The sequence below is a fragment of the Pseudomonas sp. FP603 genome (assembly GCF_030687415.1).
GTDB lineage: Bacteria > Pseudomonadota > Gammaproteobacteria > Pseudomonadales > Pseudomonadaceae > Aquipseudomonas > Aquipseudomonas wuhanensis.
In genome coordinates, this window is record NZ_CP117431.1 from 908,377 (window position 1) to 926,312 (window position 17,936).

General features: G+C 58.1%; 18 protein-coding genes. 11 read left to right on the forward strand and 7 right to left on the reverse strand.

Going from position 1 to position 17,936, the window contains the following annotated elements; genetic code table 11:
* Positions 1-52 precede the first annotated feature (52 nt).
* The gene (locus PSH65_RS04265; RefSeq protein ID WP_305425071.1) at positions 53-1,906 is read right to left on the reverse strand and encodes a DUF4105 domain-containing protein; all 1,854 of its coding nucleotides are present in this window, start codon (positions 1,904-1,906) and stop codon (positions 53-55) included.
* Positions 1,907-2,011: 105 nt separating this feature from the next.
* Positions 2,012-2,500, reverse strand: a complete 489-nt coding sequence (locus tag PSH65_RS04270; protein ID WP_007901840.1) for a DUF3015 domain-containing protein — start codon at positions 2,498-2,500, stop codon at positions 2,012-2,014.
* Between the two features lie 276 nt (positions 2,501-2,776).
* Here PSH65_RS04270 and PSH65_RS04275 point away from each other — a divergent pair, with 276 nt between their 5' ends.
* Positions 2,777-5,215 carry a Lon protease family protein gene (locus PSH65_RS04275; protein WP_305425073.1) on the forward strand — a complete coding sequence of 813 codons (2,439 nt, stop codon included), beginning with the start codon at positions 2,777-2,779 and terminating at the stop codon, positions 5,213-5,215.
* 302 nt (positions 5,216-5,517) lie between these two features.
* Positions 5,518-5,859, forward strand: a complete 342-nt coding sequence (locus PSH65_RS04280) for a hypothetical protein (RefSeq protein WP_007901845.1) — start codon at positions 5,518-5,520, stop codon at positions 5,857-5,859.
* Positions 5,860-5,864: 5 nt separating this feature from the next.
* On the opposite strand, the gene PSH65_RS04285 is transcribed toward PSH65_RS04280, so the two are convergent.
* Positions 5,865-7,694, reverse strand: a complete 1,830-nt coding sequence (locus PSH65_RS04285) for a hypothetical protein (RefSeq protein ID WP_305425075.1) — start codon at positions 7,692-7,694, stop codon at positions 5,865-5,867.
* A 160-nt stretch (positions 7,695-7,854) separates the two neighbouring features.
* On the opposite strand from PSH65_RS04285, the gene PSH65_RS04290 reads away from it, so the two are divergent.
* From PSH65_RS04290 to PSH65_RS04300, 3 genes are all read left to right on the forward strand, one after another.
* Complete coding sequence (locus PSH65_RS04290) at positions 7,855-8,343, forward strand: TIGR00645 family protein (RefSeq protein WP_007901849.1); 489 nt, start codon at positions 7,855-7,857, stop codon at positions 8,341-8,343.
* A 107-nt stretch (positions 8,344-8,450) separates the two neighbouring features.
* Positions 8,451-8,747, forward strand: a complete 297-nt coding sequence (locus PSH65_RS04295; protein ID WP_305425076.1) for a DUF6482 family protein — start codon at positions 8,451-8,453, stop codon at positions 8,745-8,747.
* Positions 8,748-8,877: 130 nt separating this feature from the next.
* Positions 8,878-9,495 carry an FKBP-type peptidyl-prolyl cis-trans isomerase gene (locus tag PSH65_RS04300; protein ID WP_007901858.1) on the forward strand — a complete coding sequence of 206 codons (618 nt, stop codon included), beginning with the start codon at positions 8,878-8,880 and terminating at the stop codon, positions 9,493-9,495.
* Between the two features lie 143 nt (positions 9,496-9,638).
* Here the strand turns inward: PSH65_RS04300 and PSH65_RS04305 are convergent, their stop codons facing one another.
* The 3 genes from PSH65_RS04305 to PSH65_RS04315 all read right to left on the reverse strand — a co-directional run bounded on the left by PSH65_RS04305 (position 9,639) and on the right by PSH65_RS04315 (position 11,590).
* Complete coding sequence (locus PSH65_RS04305; protein WP_095055691.1) at positions 9,639-9,896, reverse strand: hypothetical protein; 258 nt, start codon at positions 9,894-9,896, stop codon at positions 9,639-9,641.
* A gap of 205 nt (positions 9,897-10,101) precedes the next feature.
* Positions 10,102-10,443 (reverse strand): zinc ribbon domain-containing protein YjdM, encoded by a 342-nt coding sequence (locus PSH65_RS04310; RefSeq protein WP_010467527.1) that lies wholly within the window; start codon positions 10,441-10,443, stop codon positions 10,102-10,104.
* A 178-nt stretch (positions 10,444-10,621) separates the two neighbouring features.
* Positions 10,622-11,590 (reverse strand): polyprenyl synthetase family protein, encoded by a 969-nt coding sequence (locus PSH65_RS04315; protein WP_030129461.1) that lies wholly within the window; start codon positions 11,588-11,590, stop codon positions 10,622-10,624.
* Positions 11,591-11,830: 240 nt separating this feature from the next.
* Here PSH65_RS04315 and rplU point away from each other — a divergent pair, with 240 nt between their 5' ends.
* From rplU to PSH65_RS04340, 5 genes are all read left to right on the forward strand, one after another.
* The gene (gene rplU / locus PSH65_RS04320) at positions 11,831-12,145 is read left to right on the forward strand and encodes a 50S ribosomal protein L21 (RefSeq protein ID WP_007901869.1); all 315 of its coding nucleotides are present in this window, start codon (positions 11,831-11,833) and stop codon (positions 12,143-12,145) included.
* A 35-nt stretch (positions 12,146-12,180) separates the two neighbouring features.
* Complete coding sequence (gene rpmA / locus PSH65_RS04325) at positions 12,181-12,456, forward strand: 50S ribosomal protein L27 (protein WP_007901871.1); 276 nt, start codon at positions 12,181-12,183, stop codon at positions 12,454-12,456.
* Between the two features lie 193 nt (positions 12,457-12,649).
* A complete protein-coding gene (gene cgtA / locus PSH65_RS04330; RefSeq protein ID WP_305425077.1) occupies positions 12,650-13,873 on the forward strand; it encodes an Obg family GTPase CgtA in 1,224 nt (407 codons plus the stop codon).
* 122 nt (positions 13,874-13,995) lie between these two features.
* Entirely contained in the window at positions 13,996-15,114 is a 1,119-nt protein-coding gene (proB, locus tag PSH65_RS04335; RefSeq protein ID WP_305426936.1) for a glutamate 5-kinase, read from the forward strand.
* 12 nt (positions 15,115-15,126) lie between these two features.
* Positions 15,127-15,591 carry a CreA family protein gene (locus PSH65_RS04340; RefSeq protein WP_305425078.1) on the forward strand — a complete coding sequence of 155 codons (465 nt, stop codon included), beginning with the start codon at positions 15,127-15,129 and terminating at the stop codon, positions 15,589-15,591.
* 185 nt (positions 15,592-15,776) lie between these two features.
* On the opposite strand, the gene rpsT is transcribed toward PSH65_RS04340, so the two are convergent.
* A complete protein-coding gene (gene rpsT / locus PSH65_RS04345; protein ID WP_007901883.1) occupies positions 15,777-16,055 on the reverse strand; it encodes a 30S ribosomal protein S20 in 279 nt (92 codons plus the stop codon).
* A 252-nt stretch (positions 16,056-16,307) separates the two neighbouring features.
* On the opposite strand from rpsT, the gene murJ reads away from it, so the two are divergent.
* Entirely contained in the window at positions 16,308-17,846 is a 1,539-nt protein-coding gene (gene murJ, locus PSH65_RS04350; RefSeq protein ID WP_305425079.1) for a murein biosynthesis integral membrane protein MurJ, read from the forward strand.
* Positions 17,847-17,936 lie beyond the last annotated feature (90 nt).

The window sequence follows — 17,936 nt, forward strand, 5'->3', positions numbered from 1 at the left end:
CAAACTTCAAAATAAAAGACATCAAGACAGTTGCTCCCACAAGGGATTTGCGTCAATAGTGATACCACTTCACCTCAAGCATCACTTCGTTTTCGGGCGAAGCCAGGTGGCTGAATTCACGCTGGGCGCTCAGGCGCACACCCAGATTGCGCGACAGTTCCCACTGCTGATTCAGGCTCACACTCCGGCGCACTTCGCCATTGGTGAAGTAATCGCCCTTGGCTTCCAGGCTGAAGTTGCCCAGCGGGTTTTTCCACAGCAGACCGCTGTTGAAGCCCGCGGCCGGTGCGATGAATTGCGCAAAGTCATTATTGTGCTCTACGCGCACGGTACCCAAGGCGAAACCGAGCATGTCGTCACCCAGTTGCCAGGTCCCGCCGCCACCGCCGTTGACATGGCTGACCAGGGTTTCGTCATCATGCTTGCCCGGTACGCGCTCCAGGCCACCGGTGACTTGCCATGACAGCGGTTGCAGCAATTCATTGCGAGGCGTCAGCGAGCGGATGGTCGCCAGATCCAGTTGCTGCAACTGCCACTCATTGCCTTCGTATTGACGCAGCTTCATCTGCAGAATTTCGATCTGCGCACCGAGGGGGAAGCTTTCCATGTTGTCATTGAGGTCGTGATAGGCCATGCGCAGGCCATATTCGCCGAAGGCCTTGTCGCCCCGGGTGCCGATGCCGGCCTGCCAGGTGCGGGACTCATGACCGTCCTCGGGCAGGCCGGGTTGCGGAATTTTCAGCTCCGGGGGCGGGTTTTGATTGATTGCTCGCAGCAATTCGAAACTGCGTTGGGCCCGTTGCGGGTCACGTTCCTGGCCATTGGCGCGATAACGCTCCAGACGATAAGCCGCATCAATGATCAACGCCTGACGGTCGCGAGGTAGAGCCTTGAACGCCGGGGTCTGCAATTGTTTCTGATCGGCACTGACTTTCAGCACCCACTCCTGCTCTTCGGAGGTTAATGGCTCGGCACGGCTTAGCAGTTCACGCTCACGGGACGGGCGATACTCGATCGATTCCACCAGCCCGGCTTCTTTCACCGCTTTTACCGTGTCGGTGGGGATGGCCGTCAACGGGAATTGCTCGGTCAACTGCAGGCTCGGCCGTGCCACTTGCAACAGCTCAAGCAGGCGGTAGGAGCAGTTTTCGTCGAAGAAGAAGTAGTCGAACTGGATCTGCTTGAGCTCCCAGACGTGCTCGACCATGCGCTCGGTTTCCTGCTGGGTCAGGTTCAGGCGGTATTCCCACAGATCGCGGTTCTCGAGGCTGCGGTATTCAGAGAGTTTTTCCTGATACGGCACCAGCGCAAACAGCCCGGGATAACCGCCCATCAAGCCTTTCCAGGCGTACAGAATGCTGTTGTCCGAACCTTCGATGTAGGCGCCGAAGTTGATCGCGTAACTGAGCAGCGACGTCTTGTCGCTCTGCACATTGGCCTGATCGATGCGCAGCAAGGTGTGGCCGAACATCGACGATGGGCTGTTCAGGTAGGCCGCCGGAAAAATCATCACCGCGCTATGGGGCGAAACGTCCTTGAACCATTGCTTGAACTCAGCACAGTCCGGCGTCGGCAGATCGCTCAGCTCAAGTTGCGCCTTGAGCCAGCGGGTGCGGGCCGGATAAACGCATTGGGCATGCTGCTCACCGGCACTGGCCGGGGCATACAGTGCCTGCACGGTCGCCGCCAGTTCACGGTCGGGATGTTCGTTGCCCTCGGGGGCGAGAAAGAATTTCTTGTCGCTGACATAGCTGCGCCAGCCACCGAGCTTGGCGGTTTCGTAATGCCCCAGGGAAATCCAGAAGGGGTCGTTGGCCAGTTGCTGCAAACGTTGATTGTCGATATGTGGCGCGGCGGACAGCGGGGCGCAGACACAGAGCGCCAGCCAGGCAAGGCGTTTGAGCATAGTGAGCAACTTAAGCCGAAAGAAACAAAGACCCAAAGGGGCAGGCCAAAAGAGCCAGGTTCAAAAAATAAAACCCGCTCCCCAAAGAGAGCGGGCCGGTCGAGCTTAAGCTTGAGTGGCGTACTTGGCCAGACGAGGATCGCTTTTCAGCACGGCCAGGGTGTTGGTATGCACGTCATCAGCGGTCACGTCAGCTTTGCTGAAGATCTGCTGGAAGTGCTGATGAGTCACAGCGGCGAAGTGCGCACGGTCTTCCGGCGCCACGCCCAGTACCACGGCGTAAGTGGTCAGCGCTTCGCCCTGACCTTTAGCCATGTCTTCGGACAGCTCGTTCATCATGCCATTCATGGCGATCCAGGATTTGCCGCCATAGGTCAGCGACGCGTTGGTCGAGCAACCGTTGGTACCGGAGGTCATACCGAATGTTGCGTTACCGGAAGTGCCGTTGGTGGTGGATGCCAGGAAGTGTGCCGGGGTGCCACGCTGACCTTCGAACAGCATGTTGCCCCAACCGCAGTCCGGACCGCCTGGCGCCTGAGCCATGGCGTTGATGGATACAGCGGTGAAGAGAGTACCGAGAAGAATCCGTTTCATAGCTATGTTCTCTTTGTGTGCATACCAATGGACAGGGTGCTGGCCCCTAATGGTGCCAGTGGGCCGGTTATTCGTTCCAGCCGCGCAGTTTGGAGTTTAGGCACGTTCCGGGGGTTCCGTTACTTTTTGCGAAACATTCGTTGAAAACCCTGATTTTGAGCCACTCGGCCCGAGGCTGAGGGTTTGTCTGAGCTTTGGCTATAGGCGCGCCTTGCCAGTGAGGTACGGGCAGCGCCAGAATGCCGCTATCTGCCCCGCCTGATGTAAGGAAGCCCGATGCCTGATCCTGTTGCTGCCAGCTTGCGTCTAGCGCCTGAAGCGCTGACCCGTCCGTTTTCCGCTGAACAGTTCAGCTTCTCTACCACCAATGATCTGGAGCCCTTCCGCGGTGTGCTTGGCCAGGAACGTGCGGTCGAAGCCTTGCAGTTCGGTGTGGCCATGCCACGCCCCGGTTACAACGTATTCGTCATGGGCGAGCCCGGCACCGGCCGGTTTTCGTTCGTCAAACGCTACCTCAAGGCCGAAGGCAAGCGCCTGCAGACCCCGGCGGACTGGGTCTACGTCAATAATTTCGATGAGCCGCGCGAGCCTCGTGCGCTGGAATTGCCGTCGGGCACCGCCGGTGCTTTCATCGGTGATATCAACGGTTTGATCGACAACCTGCTGGCGACCTTTCCGGCGGTGTTCGAGCACCCGTCCTATCAGCAGAAGAAAAGCGCCATCGACCGCGCTTTCAATCAGCGTTATGACCGTGCACTGGATGTGATCGAGCGTCTGGCGCTGGAGAAAGAGGTCGCGCTCTACCGCGACAGCAGCAACATCGCCTTCACCCCGATGAGCGAAGGCAAGGCGCTGGATGAGGCTGAGTTCGCCCAGTTGCCGGAAGCCGAACGCGAACGCTTTCATGACGACATTTCCGGGCTGGAAGAGCGGTTGAACGAAGAACTCGCCAGCCTGCCGCAATGGAAGCGCGAGTCGAGCAATCAACTGCGTCAGCTCAACGAAGAAACCATCACCCTGGCTTTGCAGCCATTGCTCGCGCCGCTGTCGGAAAAGTACGCGGAGAACGCAGGCGTTTGCGGTTATCTGCAAGCGATGCAGGTGTACCTGCTCAAGACGGTGGTCGAGCAACTGGTGGACGACAGCAAGACCGACGCCATCGCCCGCAAATTGCTCGAAGAGCAATACGCTCCGAGCCTGATGGTCGGCCATCCGTTCAGCGGCGGTGCGCCAGTGGTCTTTGAGCCGCACCCGACTTACGAAAACTTGTTCGGCCGCATCGAGTACACCACCGATCAGGGCGCGCTCTACACCACGTATCGACAGTTGCGTCCGGGTGCGCTGCACCGCGCCAACGGCGGCTTCTTGATTCTTGAAGCGGAAAAAATGCTCAGCGAGCCGTTCGTGTGGGATGCGCTCAAACGCGCGCTGCAATCGCGCAAACTGAAAATGGAATCGCCGCTGGGGGAGATGGGCCGTTTCGCCACTATGACCCTTACTCCGCAACACATTCCGTTGCAGGTCAAAGTCGTCATCATCGGCGCCCGGCAGCTCTACTACACGCTGCAAGACCTCGATCCGGACTTCCAGGAGATGTTCCGTGTCCTGGTGGATTTCGACGAAGACATCCCGATGGTCGACGAGAGCCTGGAGCAATTCGCCCAGTTGCTCAAAACCCGTACGTCCGAGGAAGGCATGGCGCCGCTGACCGCCGATGCGGTGGCGCGTCTGGCGACTTACAGCGCGCGTCTGGCCGAGCATCAGGGGCGACTGTCGGCGCGAATCGGCGATTTGTTCCAACTGGTCAGCGAGGCGGATTTCATTCGCGACCTGGCGGGTGACGACATGACCGACGCCGGGCACATCGAGCGTGCGCTCAAGGCCAAGGCGACCCGCACCGGGCGCGTTTCGGCGCGGATTCTCGATGACATGCTGGCGGGGATCATCCTGATCGACACCGATGGTGCGGCTGTCGGCAAATGCAACGGGCTGACGGTATTGGAAGTCGGCGATTCGGCCTTCGGCGTGCCGGCGCGGATTTCCGCCACGGTTTATCCGGGCGGCAGCGGCATCGTCGACATCGAACGTGAGGTCAACCTCGGCCAGCCGATTCACTCCAAAGGCGTGATGATCCTCACTGGGTACCTCGGCAGCCGTTATGCCCAGGAATTCCCGCTGGCGATTTCCGCGAGCATCGCCCTGGAGCAGTCCTACGGTTATGTCGACGGTGACAGCGCGTCTCTTGGCGAAGCGTGCACGCTGATCTCGGCCTTGTCGAAAACCCCGCTCAAGCAGTGCTTTGCAATTACCGGTTCGATCAACCAGTTCGGTGAAGTGCAGGCGGTAGGCGGGGTCAACGAGAAGATCGAAGGTTTCTTCCGACTCTGCGAAGCCCGTGGTTTGACGGGGGAGCAAGGGGCGATCATTCCTCACGCCAACGTCGCCACGCTGATGCTCGACGAGAAGGTGCTGGCGGCGGTGCGCGCAGGGCAGTTCCATGTCTACGCAGTGCGCCAGGCCGATGAGGCCCTGAGCCTGTTGGTCGGTGAGCCGGCCGGTGCGCCGGATGAGAATGGCGAATTCCCTGAGGGCAGCATCAATGCGCGGGTAGTGGAACGCTTGCGGGTGATTGCGGAAATGGTCAGTGAAGAAGACCTCAAGGAAGCCGAAAAGGAGTTGGCGCAGGAAGCAATGCTGGAAATCAAACCGGCCTGACGCAACCTCCACGTGGAGCGGGCTTGCTCGCGAAGACGGACTAACATTCAACATCAATGTCGACTGTTATGCCCCTTCGCGAGCAAGCCCGCTCCCATAGGGTTTTGTGTTCAATGCCAATAAAAAACGCCGTCAAAATGGCGTCAATATTCACGCAGTGACCACTCGGCACCTTCTAGTCTCGGTTCGCGTGCGAGCCAGACTTTTCTTCTATTATCTGCTCAAGGATATCGACAGTAATCACTGGATCGAGACAGCCTTCCCGTGGAGGCTGAATACCGGATCTACCGAGGGTCGCCGCCATGTCGCGCAACCTCTGCCTCACCCGTCAATGCCTGGGCCTTGTGACCCGTATCGAATGTGCCATCCGCCCACTGGCGGGGGATACGGGCATGTGGACCTTACTCTTCGCCGCCGGAATGGCCGGCGAGCAGCCTTCCGCCATCAAGGCCCAAGGCCCGTTCCGTGGGCCGGTCGTGGCTGAATCGATCCTCGATACCATCGTTGAAAGTCTGACCTTGCATGGCTACGAGCTGGCCGACGACCCGCAAATCTGGTGCCTGCATCTGCAAGCCCAGTTGCGAGAGATCAATGGTGGTCGTTACCGCAACCTTAGCGGTCCCGAGTTTCGGCCCGAGCACTGAATAGACTATTGATCAAGGTTGCCTGGCTCAGCCTTGTCGAGTTTGACCTCAAACCCGTATTGCACGGTGGTGAGGTTGGTTCGCTGATAAGTTTCCAGACGTGTGGGCTGGCCATAGAAGTAATGCACTGCAAATAACGCCGGGCCTTGCGCGCTGGCGTCGTGACTGACTGAAAGAATCTCCTTCAGATAGTTGCCACTGTCGTCCTTGGCGAAAAAACGCCAGTCCTGGACTGGAAACAGCTTCAAATCCACCACCAACGCATTTCCTTTGAGCTCAAGGCCTTTGGGCAATTGGCGGGCGTCGTACGATTGTTGGTCGACAGTCGCCAGAAACTGCGGCATGGAGCCCACGGCGTAGGCCGGAGTTTCCGGAAACAGGTTCAGATCATAGATGATGGCGCCGCGTATCGGATCGACCTGATACGCCTCCGGCGGCAGCTCGATCGGTCCATCGCGCTGGCCGTTGCGGTCTTGGGTAAAGAACGTCACCGGGCTTTCGCCGGGATTGAAAGAGGTGCCGAGCAGTTCGTCATTGAAGCTTCTGGGGTGATCGAATTCGATGCGCGCGGCACTCGGTTCATCCACCGACTGACTGATGCTGATGCTTTTTTTCAGTTGCTCCTCGTTCAGCGTTGCGCCCTTGAGCCAGGTCGCGGCCTGGTCGTCATACACCACCACCGGCAAGGTCAGTGGCTGGATGGTTTTTTCCGTGGTGTGCGGGTCGAAGCGGCGTATCGGCAGGTCCAGGTCCTTGTGGGTCACCGTGACCGCCGAGAAGTCCAGCAAGCTGACTTCGACGGTGTCGATCGGTCCGTTGAAATAGACCTTGGTGTAATGACGGATTTGTTGCTTTTCAAACGCACGCTGCTCGTCATCGAGCTGCTTTTCGAACGCTTCGCTCCAGGCCTTCTGCTGCTGCATCTGTGTCAGTTGTTTTTGATAAAACGCAATTTGCTCGGCGGTTTCGTTGATCGCCCCTGAGCGAGAGAGGAATTGCCCGGTGGCGTCCCTGGCCTGAACGATCAATGGGTTGAGTGAAATGTCACGTGTCTCGGGGGCCAGCGGCACGCTGTTACTGAATTCGATTTCGGCGTAGTTATTGCCCAGTTTCAATAAGGTGACACTGAGATTGTCGTTGGTGCGAGTCTGGCCGACGTCCTTTTTCGTCAAATCGAAGCTGTAGAGCCGGCGTGGGGCGATGACTTCCACCTTGCCTTGCAGGCTCACCGGTTGTGGTTGGCTCTTCTTATCCACATCCAGGCCTTCGATGAAGGGGTAGGTCACCGTCAAATCATCGGGGTTGGTCAGGTTGGAGCTCGACGGGCTCAACTGAATGCCGGGATCGGTTTCCGACCACTCCGGCTGGAACGCGATGACGCGCTTGTTGCTCAGGGTCACCGATTGCCATTCCAGGCCATGAGGAAAAAGGAACGCACCCGGAATGTTGAAATTGAAGGGGAATACCGGTTGCAGGTCGGTCAGGTAATCCGAGCTGGACTCCTTGTGCAGCACGAACAGACCGTTGATGTAGGTGTCGACCAGCGCCTGGGGCGTGGGGTAGTGCTTGAGCACGGCGAGGGCATCTTCGCCGTATTCGGTGACGACTGGTTTGGTGTCGAGCTTCAGTTGCGCGCGCTCGAGTAATAACAGCGAACCGCCTAGCTCGGCCACGGCATCCTTGAGCTTGGGGTCCTCGATCGTCTCCAGGGATTGTTCGAACTGTGCGATCTTTTCTTCGAGGCTGACCTGACGTTTCTCATCGCTGGGTGAACAACCTCCGAGGAGTAACGTGAGGCAAAGTCCGGCACTCATTAAAGGCAATCGCACATCCATTTCCAGTTTTCCTGTCCGACGTCGCTGACCGTTCAATGATCTGGACACTAGCAGAAAAACTTTGTCACACACACGCAGGTTGCGGATTTTCCGGCGGTTTCTGGGTGTAACAGGTGGCTGTTATACTCGCCGCCATTTCCAGCCCCTTGTGTGAGATTCAATGGAACGCTTTATCGAAAATGCAATGTACGCCTCCCGCTGGTTACTGGCGCCGATCTATTTCGGTTTGTCCCTGGGCTTGCTGGCGTTGGCACTGAAATTCTTCCAGGAAGTCTTCCACGTCATTCCTAACGTGTTCTCGATGGCCGAGTCGGATCTGATTCTGGTACTGCTGTCGCTGATCGACATGGCGCTGGTGGGCGGCCTGCTGGTGATGGTGATGATCTCCGGTTACGAGAACTTCGTTTCTCAACTGGATATCGACGACAGCAAGGAAAAGCTCAACTGGCTGGGCACCATGGATTCGTCTTCGTTGAAGATGAAGGTCGCGGCTTCCATCGTGGCGATTTCGTCGATCCACCTGCTACGGATCTTCATGGATGCCAAGAACGTCGATCCCGAGCATTTGAAGTGGTACGTGGTCATTCACATGACCTTCGTGGTGTCGGCGTTTGCCATGGGCTATCTGGACAAGCTGACCAAGCACTGATCCTTGTGGGAGGGTGTGTGAAACAGACGGGCGGTGCCGTTTGTGGCTTGTACTTTGGCGCGTCGAGGCATATCCATGTAGGGATCGTCACTGCCTGAGGTGCGCACATGAACCTGCAAGAGTTGAATGCGTATGCCGTCGCCGGAAAGATCGATGAGCTGAACCTGATCTCGATGGAAGGCGTGTTCTACGTGCTGGAGGCTCGGATGCATGGCTCGGCCTATCCATTGCTCGACGCCCACGGCAAGACAATGCAGCTTCGCTCGGTCGAGCATGCGCGTGAGGTGCTTCACGCCTTTCCCAAGCTGTCGTTCAACGTGGTGCATACCTCGGTTCAGGACGAAATGTGCGGTGCCAGCACTGAGGAAAGCCTGAAAGTTCCAATCACCTTCCGTTCTGCGTAACAGCCGACGCCGCTCATCAACGTAGCGGCATCTGTGCTAGTCTGCTCGCCCTTTTGATTCCGGGCGCGTTCCGGGACGCGCTGTGCACGCACGGCAAGTTCCAGGGCCGTCCGCATAGCGGAGCAGTGTCATGTCCGAAGTAAATCTGTCCACCGACGAAACCCGCGTCAGCTACGGAATTGGCCGTCAGTTGGGCGACCAGCTGCGTGACAACCCGCCACCGGGCGTTAGCCTGGACGCGATCCTGGCTGGCCTGACCGACGCGTTCGCCGGCAAGCCAAGCCGTGTGGGGCAGGAAGAAATGTCCGCCAGCTTCAAGGTGATCCGCGAAATCATGCAAGCCGAAGCGGCAGCCAAGGCTGAAGCCGCTGCTGGCGAAGGTCTGGCTTTCCTGGCTGAAAACGCCAAGCGTGAAGGCATCACCACTCTGGCTTCCGGCCTGCAATTCGAAGTACTGACTCAAGGTGAAGGCGCCAAGCCAACCCGTGAAGATCAAGTGCGCACTCACTACCACGGCACCCTGATCGACGGCACTGTGTTCGACAGCTCCTATGATCGCGGTCAGCCTGCAGAATTCCCGGTAGGCGGCGTCATCGCTGGCTGGACCGAAGCCCTGCAACTGATGAACGCCGGCAGCAAATGGCGCCTGTACGTGCCGAGCGAACTGGCTTACGGCGCTCAAGGCGTTGGCAGCATTCCGCCGCACAGCGTACTGGTATTCGACGTCGAACTGCTCGACGTTCTGTAATCCCTGAGTGTCGGAACGGGCTCGGTCATGTGGGAGCGGGCTTGCTCGCGAAGGCGGTGTGTCATTCAGCGATGATCTTGAATGTTATGGCCTCTTCGCGAGCAAGCCCGCTCCCACAGGGCTCGCTCCGACATATTGCATTTTCATATTTCGATCTTGTGATGCAGCTCATTCGTCGGGCGCAACGCCCGGGCATAGCAGAACAGAAACAGATTGCGTACCAGTTCCTTGAGCACCACCGGCTCACTGGAACTCAAGCCGTTGACGTCCAGATCACCCTGATCCTGTAGCTCGTTCAAGGCTTCTTCTTCAAGCACCGCACAGACTTCCCCGGTTTCCCGATGCAGGATTCTGAGGTAGGGATGTGGGCGGTCCAGCCAGGCATCGATCAAATAAGTCATGAGTCTCATCTCCATTGATGGGTTTCAATGAGAATAATTCTTATTCATCAAATAGCAAGGGTCTATTGGCGATTTGTGTTTTTTTCTGCGGGGGGTTGCCGGGCGTCAAAACGACTGGCGTTTGGCTGCTGCGCGGGAATGCTGGGTGATGTGGGGAAGGGCGAAGCACCATCCCACGCCAGGCGCGGGATGGAATACAGCAGATTCAGACTTTTCTGACGAACTCGGATTTGAGTTTCATCGGGCCGATGCCGTCGATCTTGCAGTCGATGTCGTGGTCGCCATCGCACAGGCGGATGTTCTTGACCTTGGTACCGACCTTGACCACCAGCGACGTGCCTTTGACCTTGAGGTCCTTGATCACGGTGATGGTATCGCCGTCCTGCAGGACATTGCCGACCGAATCCTTTTTCACGGTGTCATCGGAGGCCGCTTCGGCTTCGCCGCTGGCGGACCACTCGTGGGCGCACTCCGGGCAGATCAGCTGTGCGCCGTCTTCATAGGTGTATTCGGAATTGCATTTCGGGCAGGGTGGCAACGTGCTCACTAAAGCTCCTTGGATTCAGGATGGCTAAAAAGCGCACATTATATAGGGTTTATACGGGGAGAGGGTGGCACATGATTTTGTAGGATCGAGGTTTGCCTGCGAACGCGGTGTGTCAGTCACATTGGTGTCGACTGGTAGATCGCATTCGCGGGCAAGCCGCGCTCCTACAGGGTATGTGTCAGTGTGTGCGGGCGACCGCAAACTCGCTCAATTCCACCAATGCATCGCGGTATTCGCTGGCGGGCAGGGCGTCGAGGCACTTGATCGCACGGGCCACGTAATCGCGGGCCAGTTGCGCGGTGTAATCCAGCGAGCCGGAAGCTTCAACGGCCTCGCGAATGCTTTCCAGATCTTCGATGCCACCTTTCTGGATCGCCTGACGAACCAGTGCAGCCTGCTCCGGAGTGCCTTCGCGCATGGTGTAGATCAGCGGCAGCGTCGGTTTACCTTCGGCCAGATCGTCGCCGACGTTCTTGCCCAAGGTTTCGGCGTCGCCACGGTAATCCAGCAGGTCGTCGACCAATTGGAACGCCACTCCCAGGTGATCGCCGAAGGTGCGCAGTGCTTCGCTCTGTTCCGGCGAGGCGCCGGCCAGGGCCGCGGCACTGTGGGTCGAGGCTTCGAAGAGCATCGCGGTTTTGCCGCGGATGACTTCCATGTAGGTTTCTTCGGTAGTGCTGGCGTCGCGGACCTTCGACAGCTGCAACACTTCGCCTTCGGCGATGATGCGCGTGGCTTGCGAAAGGATCTTCATCACCGGCATGGAGCCCAGTTCGACCATCATTTCGAAAGAACGCGAATACAGGAAGTCGCCCACCAGCACGCTTGGTGCGTTGCCCCACATGGCGTTGGCGGTCGAGCGGCCACGGCGCATGCCGGACATGTCGACGACGTCATCGTGCAGCAGGGTGGCGGTGTGCAGGAACTCGATGGTCGCGGCCAGCAGGCGCAGGTCATCGCCTTCACGGCCGAGTGCCTTGCCGCACAGCAGCACGAGCAACGGGCGCAGGCGTTTACCGCCAGCCGAGGTAATGTAGTCGCCGATTTTCGATACCAGCGGCACTCGGGAAGTCAGCTGTTTCTTGATGATGCCGTCGACGGCGCTAAAATCGTCCGCCACCGCGCGGTAGAAAGCTTGGGGTTGCATCAGCGACAGTTGCTCCAGAAGGGTTGCGCGGCATGCTAGGACCCACGTCCGGGCCTGTCAAGGCACGATGGACAGCCTCTTGCATCGCCCCGGCAGCTTGCGTACAATCGCGCACCCTGAACTTCCTGGGCAGCACCTGCCTTACGCAATTGCAAACAGGCCTTCCAGCCTTATGCAGCCATGCCAGCCAATACCTCTTCTTATAAAGAGCTGGGTGAGCAGGATTATCGGAGAAATACCATGTCTTATGCAGTAATCGTTACTGGTGGCAAGCAGTACAAAGTTGCTCCAGGTGAATACCTGAAGATCGAAAAACTGGAAATCGCTACCGGCGAATCCGTTACTTTTGATCGCGTTCTGTTGGTTGCCAATGGCGACGACGTGAATATCGGCGCTCCAGTTGTTCCTGGCGCTACCGTTGTGGCTGAAGTGATCTCCCAAGGTCGTCACGATAAAGTCCGCATCATCAAGTTCCGTCGCCGTAAGCACCACATGAAGCGTATGGGCCACCGCCAGTGGTACACCGAGATCAAAATCACCGGTATTCAGGCTTAATTTCAGCCTAATTCCTCACTAGGAGAATTGAACTCATGGCACACAAAAAAGCTGGTGGTAGTACCCGTAACGGTCGCGACTCAGAAGCCAAACGCCTTGGCGTGAAGATGTATGGCGGCCAGGTTATCATTCCGGGCAACATCATCGTGCGTCAGCGCGGCACCCAATTCCACGCTGGCTACGGCGTTGGCATGGGCAAAGATCACACTCTGTTCGCTAAAATCGACGGCGTGATCAAGTTCGAAGTAAAAGGCGCCTTCGGTCGTCGTTACGTAAGCATTGTCCCGAAGACTGACGTCGTCGCGGCATAATTACGTAGTTGCTGGAAAAGCCCTGTCTTGCGACGGGGCTTTTTCGTTTGTGGGGTGAGTCTCTTGCAAAGCTGTTTGTGATGGGCTCCAGCGCTGTATTGGCGGTCGTTGATTGAGGTCGCTGCGCTCATTTTTGCAAGAGTCTTATGTCTAGGTTTTTTCGGCTCGTCCGTATGGCGAGAGGCGTTTTGTTATGAAGTTTGTTGATGAAGTATCGATTCGAGTAAAGGCCGGGGACGGCGGCAACGGTTGCATGAGCTTCCGTCGCGAAAAATTCATTGAAAACGGCGGCCCGAACGGCGGTGACGGTGGTGATGGCGGCTCGGTTTATATGGTTGCCGACGAGAACCTGAATACCTTGGTGGACTACCGTTACACCCGGCACTTCGATGCCGAGCGCGGTTCCAACGGCGGTAGCACTGACTGCACCGGTAAGAAAGGTGAGGAGCTGGTGCTGCGCGTTCCGGTCGGTACTACCGTCATCGATTCCGCGACTCAGGAAGTGATCGGTGACCTGACCAAGGCCGGTCAGCGTCTGCTGGTGGCTCACGGCGGCTGGCACGGTCTGGGTAACACTCGTTTCAAATCCAGCACCAACCGCGCACCGCGTCAGACCACGCCGGGCAAACCGGGTGAGCAGCGCGACCTGAAGCTGGAAATGAAGGTGTTGGCGGATGTCGGTCTGCTCGGTTTGCCGAACGCCGGCAAAAGTACCTTCATTCGCTCGGTATCGGCTGCCAAGCCGAAAGTCGCCGACTACCCGTTCACCACTCTGGTGCCGAACCTGGGTGTGGTCAGCGTCGATCGCTGGAAGAGCTTCGTGGTGGCGGACATTCCGGGTCTGATCGAAGGTGCTTCCGACGGTGCGGGCCTGGGGATTCGTTTCCTCAAGCACTTGTCGCGTACCCGTCTGCTGCTGCACCTCGTCGACATGGCGCCGCTGGATGACACCAGTGCTCCGGATGCCGCTGAAGTAATCGTCAGCGAGCTGACCAAGTTCAGTCCCTCCCTGGCTGAGCGTGATCGCTGGCTGGTGCTGAACAAGTGCGACCAGATCCTTGAGGAAGAGCACGACGCTCGCGTCAAGGAAATCGTTGATCGTCTGGAGTGGACCGGTCCGGTCTACGTGATCTCCGCGATCGCCAAGCAAGGCACCGAGCGTCTTTGCCATGACATCATGCGTTACCTGGAAGATCGTGCCGATCGTCTGGCTAACGACCCGGCCTACAAGGAAGAGCTGGCCGAGCTCGATCGGCGCATCGAAGATGAAGCGCGCGCCCAGTTGCAGGCGCTGGACGATCAGCGTGCCCTGCGTCGCAGTGGCGTGAAGTCGGTCCATGACATCGGTGATGACGATTGGGACGAAGAAGATGTGGATGACGAAGACGGTCCGGAAATCATTTACGTGCGTGACTGATTCGTTGCGATAAACTTAAGCGCCGCTCACTAGAGCGGCGTTTTAGTATCTGGAAATCGGTAGTCACGAATAACGTTAGGGCAGCGCCGGGTCGTGCTGTCCTCAAGCTAAGGTTGAAGATGATGCGGAGCAAGGTGACAGGTGCGCAGCGTTGGGTCGTGAAGATCGGCAGCGCTTTGCTGACGGCGGACGGCAAAGGCCTGGATCGCGCGGCAATGGGTGTCTGGGTCGAGCAGATGGTTGCCCTGCACGAAGCGGGCGTTGAGCTGGTGCTGGTGTCCTCCGGGGCGGTGGCGGCGGGCATGAGTCGTCTGGGCTGGACCGTACGACCCAGTGCAATGCACGAGTTGCAGGCGGCTGCCGCCATCGGTCAGATGGGGTTGGTGCAGGCCTGGGAGTCGAGCTTCGCCGAGCATGGCCGGCATACCGCGCAGATTCTCCTGACTCACGACGATTTATCCGACCGCAAGCGCTACCTGAACGCTCGCAGTACGCTGCGGGCGTTGGTCGAACTCAAGGTGATCCCGGTGATCAACGAGAACGACACCGTGGTCACTGACGAAATTCGTTTCGGCGACAACGACACGCTGGCGGCGCTCGTGGCGAACCTGGTTGAGGCCGATTTGTTGGTGATCCTCACTGATCGCGATGGCATGTTCGATGCCGATCCGCGCAACAATCCCGACGCCAAGCTGATTTATGAGGCGCGTGCCGATGATCCGGCGCTGGATGCGGTGGCTGGCAGCACGGGCGGAGCGCTGGGTCGTGGCGGTATGCAGACCAAGTTGCGCGCTGCGCGTCTGGCGGCGCGTTCCGGTGCGCACACCATCATCGTTGGTGGGCGCATTGAGCGAGTGCTGGATCGTCTCAAGGCGGGCGAGCGCGTCGGCACCTTGTTGTCACCTGAGCGCGGCATGTTGGCGGCGCGCAAGCAGTGGCTGGCCGGGCATCTGCAAACTCGCGGCACGCTGGTGCTGGATGCGGGTGCGGTGACGGCGCTGTCCCAGGGCAACAAAAGTTTGCTGCCGGTGGGCGTCAAGCTGGTCCAGGGCAGTTTCCGTCGCGGCGAAATGGTGGTCTGCGTGGCGCCGGACGGTCGTGAAATCGCCCGTGGCCTGGCTAACTACAGCGCTCTGGAAGCACAAAAAATCATCGGTCAGTCGTCTGAGGCGATTGTCGGTTTGTTGGGTTACATGGCGGAGCCGGAACTGGTTCACCGCGATAACCTGATTCTGGTCTGAAGGAATACCTGAATGCGTGTGGCAAAAGGATTATTGGGCTTATTGTTGGCGATGCCGCTGCTGGCCTTGGCCGATGAAATTGGCCAGGTGTCGACGGTGTTCAAGTTTGTTGGTCCGAACGACCGTATCGTTGTCGAGGCGTTTGATGATCCGAAGGTGGATGGCGTGACATGCTACCTGTCGCGCGCCAAGACCGGCGGCGTAAAGGGTGGCTTGGGTCTGGCTGAGGATCGCGCTGAAGCATCTATTGCGTGCCGTCAGGTCGGTCCGATCAACTTCAAGGGTGAGCTCAAGGATGGCGAGGAGGTGTTCAAGGAGCGCACATCCTTGGTGTTCAAGACCATGCAGGTGGTGCGATTCCTCGACAAGAAGCGTAATACGCTGGTGTATCTGGTTTATAGCGATCGTTTGATCGAGGGCAGCCCGCAGAATGCGGTGACGGCGATTCCCATTCTGCCGTGGGCGCACGCTCAATAATTTGACGCAGACCCAAATGTGGGAACGAGCCTGCTCGCGATAACGGACTGGCATTCAGCATTTATGCTGGCTGGACGTCCACTATCGCGAGCAGGCTCGCTCCCACATTTTTTTTGTGGTGTATTTGATAAATCGCAGGCAATAAAAAACCGACCCTGAGGTCGGTTTTTTAACGAGCGCGTCGCTTAGGCAGCAGCGGCAACGTTCAGGGCCTTGACGTGGCCATTCAGGCGGCTCTTATGGCGAGCAGCTTTGTTCTTGTGGATGATGCCTTTATCGGCCATGCGGTCGATAACTGGCACAGCCAGAACGTAAGCAGCTTGAGCTTTGGCAGCGTCTTTTGCGTCGATGGCTTTAACTACATTCTTGATGTAGGTACGAACCATGGAACGCAGGCTGGCGTTGTGGCTGCGACGCTTCTCAGCCTGTTTTGCACGTTTTTTGGCGGAAGGTGTGTTGGCCACCGTCGAGCTCCTCGAAAGACTTTTTAGGAAATAGCAAACAAAATAGGCCGCGAATCATGCCGATGAGTTGATGTCTTGTCAAGGGCGGTTGAGACGATCCGCTAAGTGGCAGGCATAGAGCGCCGGGATATTTCTTTCCGGCGTGCGACCTGTAAACTCGCGAGCTTTGGCTCTGTGCTGTTGCGGCGCGGAGTATCGCATAAGTGGGCGCGTTGTTCGCCTGCTGTTTATCGACAGGCAAAAACTCTTTCAATGAATCTGCTCAAATCGTTGGCCGCTGTCAGCTCTATCACAATGCTTTCCCGGGTGTTGGGGTTCGTTCGCGACACCCTTATCGCTCGCGCATTTGGTGCGGGAATGGCGACAGACGCCTTCTTTATCGCCTTCAAACTGCCCAATCTGCTGCGGCGGATCTTCGCCGAGGGCGCATTTTCCCAGGCCTTCGTGCCGATTCTCGCCGAATATAAAAGCCAGAAGGGTGAGGAGGCGACGCGAACCTTCATTGCCTACGTCTCGGGCCTGCTGACGCTGGTGCTGGCGCTGGTCACCGCGCTGGGCATGCTCGCCGCGCCTTGGGTCATCTGGGCCACGGCACCGGGTTTCGTCACGACCCCGGAAAAATTCGAGCTGACCACCGATCTGCTGCGGGTCACTTTTCCTTATATATTGCTGATCTCCCTGTCTTCATTGGCCGGAGCGATCCTCAATACATGGAATCGCTTCTCGGTGCCGGCCTTCGTGCCGACCCTGCTCAATGTCAGCATGATCATCTTCGCGGTGTTCCTGACGCCGTATTTCGATCCGCCGGTAATGGCGCTGGGCTGGGCTGTTCTGGTGGGAGGCCTGGCGCAATTGCTGTTTCAGCTGCCGCACCTGAAAAAAATCGGCATGTTGGTGCTGCCACGTCTGAATCTGCGCGACAGTGGTGTCTGGCGGGTCATGAAACAGATGCTGCCAGCGATCATCGGCGTTTCGGTGAGTCAGATTTCGCTGATCATCAACACCATATTTGCTTCGTTTCTGGTGGCCGGTTCCGTGTCCTGGATGTATTACGCCGATCGCCTGATGGAGTTGCCATCCGGCGTGCTGGGTGTGGCACTGGGCACGATTCTGCTGCCGACTCTGGCCAGGACCTATGCCAGCCAGGATCGCCACGAATACTCGCGGATCCTCGATTGGGGGCTGCGCCTGTGCTTCATGCTGGTATTGCCGTGCGCCCTGGCGCTGGGGATTCTGGCGGAGCCGCTGACGGTTTCGCTGTTCCAGTACGGTCAGTTCAGCGCTTTCGATGCGGCAATGACCCAGCGTGCGCTGATTGCTTATTCCGTCGGTTTGCTGGGGATTATCGTCATCAAAGTGCTGGCGCCGGGCTTTTATGCGCAACAAAACATCCGCACCCCGGTAAAAATCGCGATTTTCACCCTGATCGTCACCCAGTTGTTCAACCTTGTGCTGATCGGTCCGCTGGCTCACGCCGGTCTGGCCCTGGCCATCAGCGCGGGTGCCTGCATCAACGCCGGGCTGCTGTTCTATCAGCTGCGCAAGCAGCAGATGTATCAGCCGCAACCGGGCTGGGCAAAGTTCGGGCTCAAACTGCTGGTGGCGGTGGTGGTGATGTCCGCGGTATTGCTGGGCGCAATGCACTTCATGCCGGCTTGGGCGGAAGGGCATATGCTGGAGCGTTTGCTGCGTCTGGGCGCATTGGTGATCGCCGGCGTGGTGGCGTATTTCGGCATGTTGCTGTTGATGGGCTTCCGTTTGCGTGACTTCAATCGCAAGGCTTTGAGTTGAGGCTTTTGTCTCGATAAACACGGGCGGGCCGACTGTTTTGTCGGCTCGATCACTTTGGGTTACGGTGTTGCCTGTCGTCGGCCGCCGGGT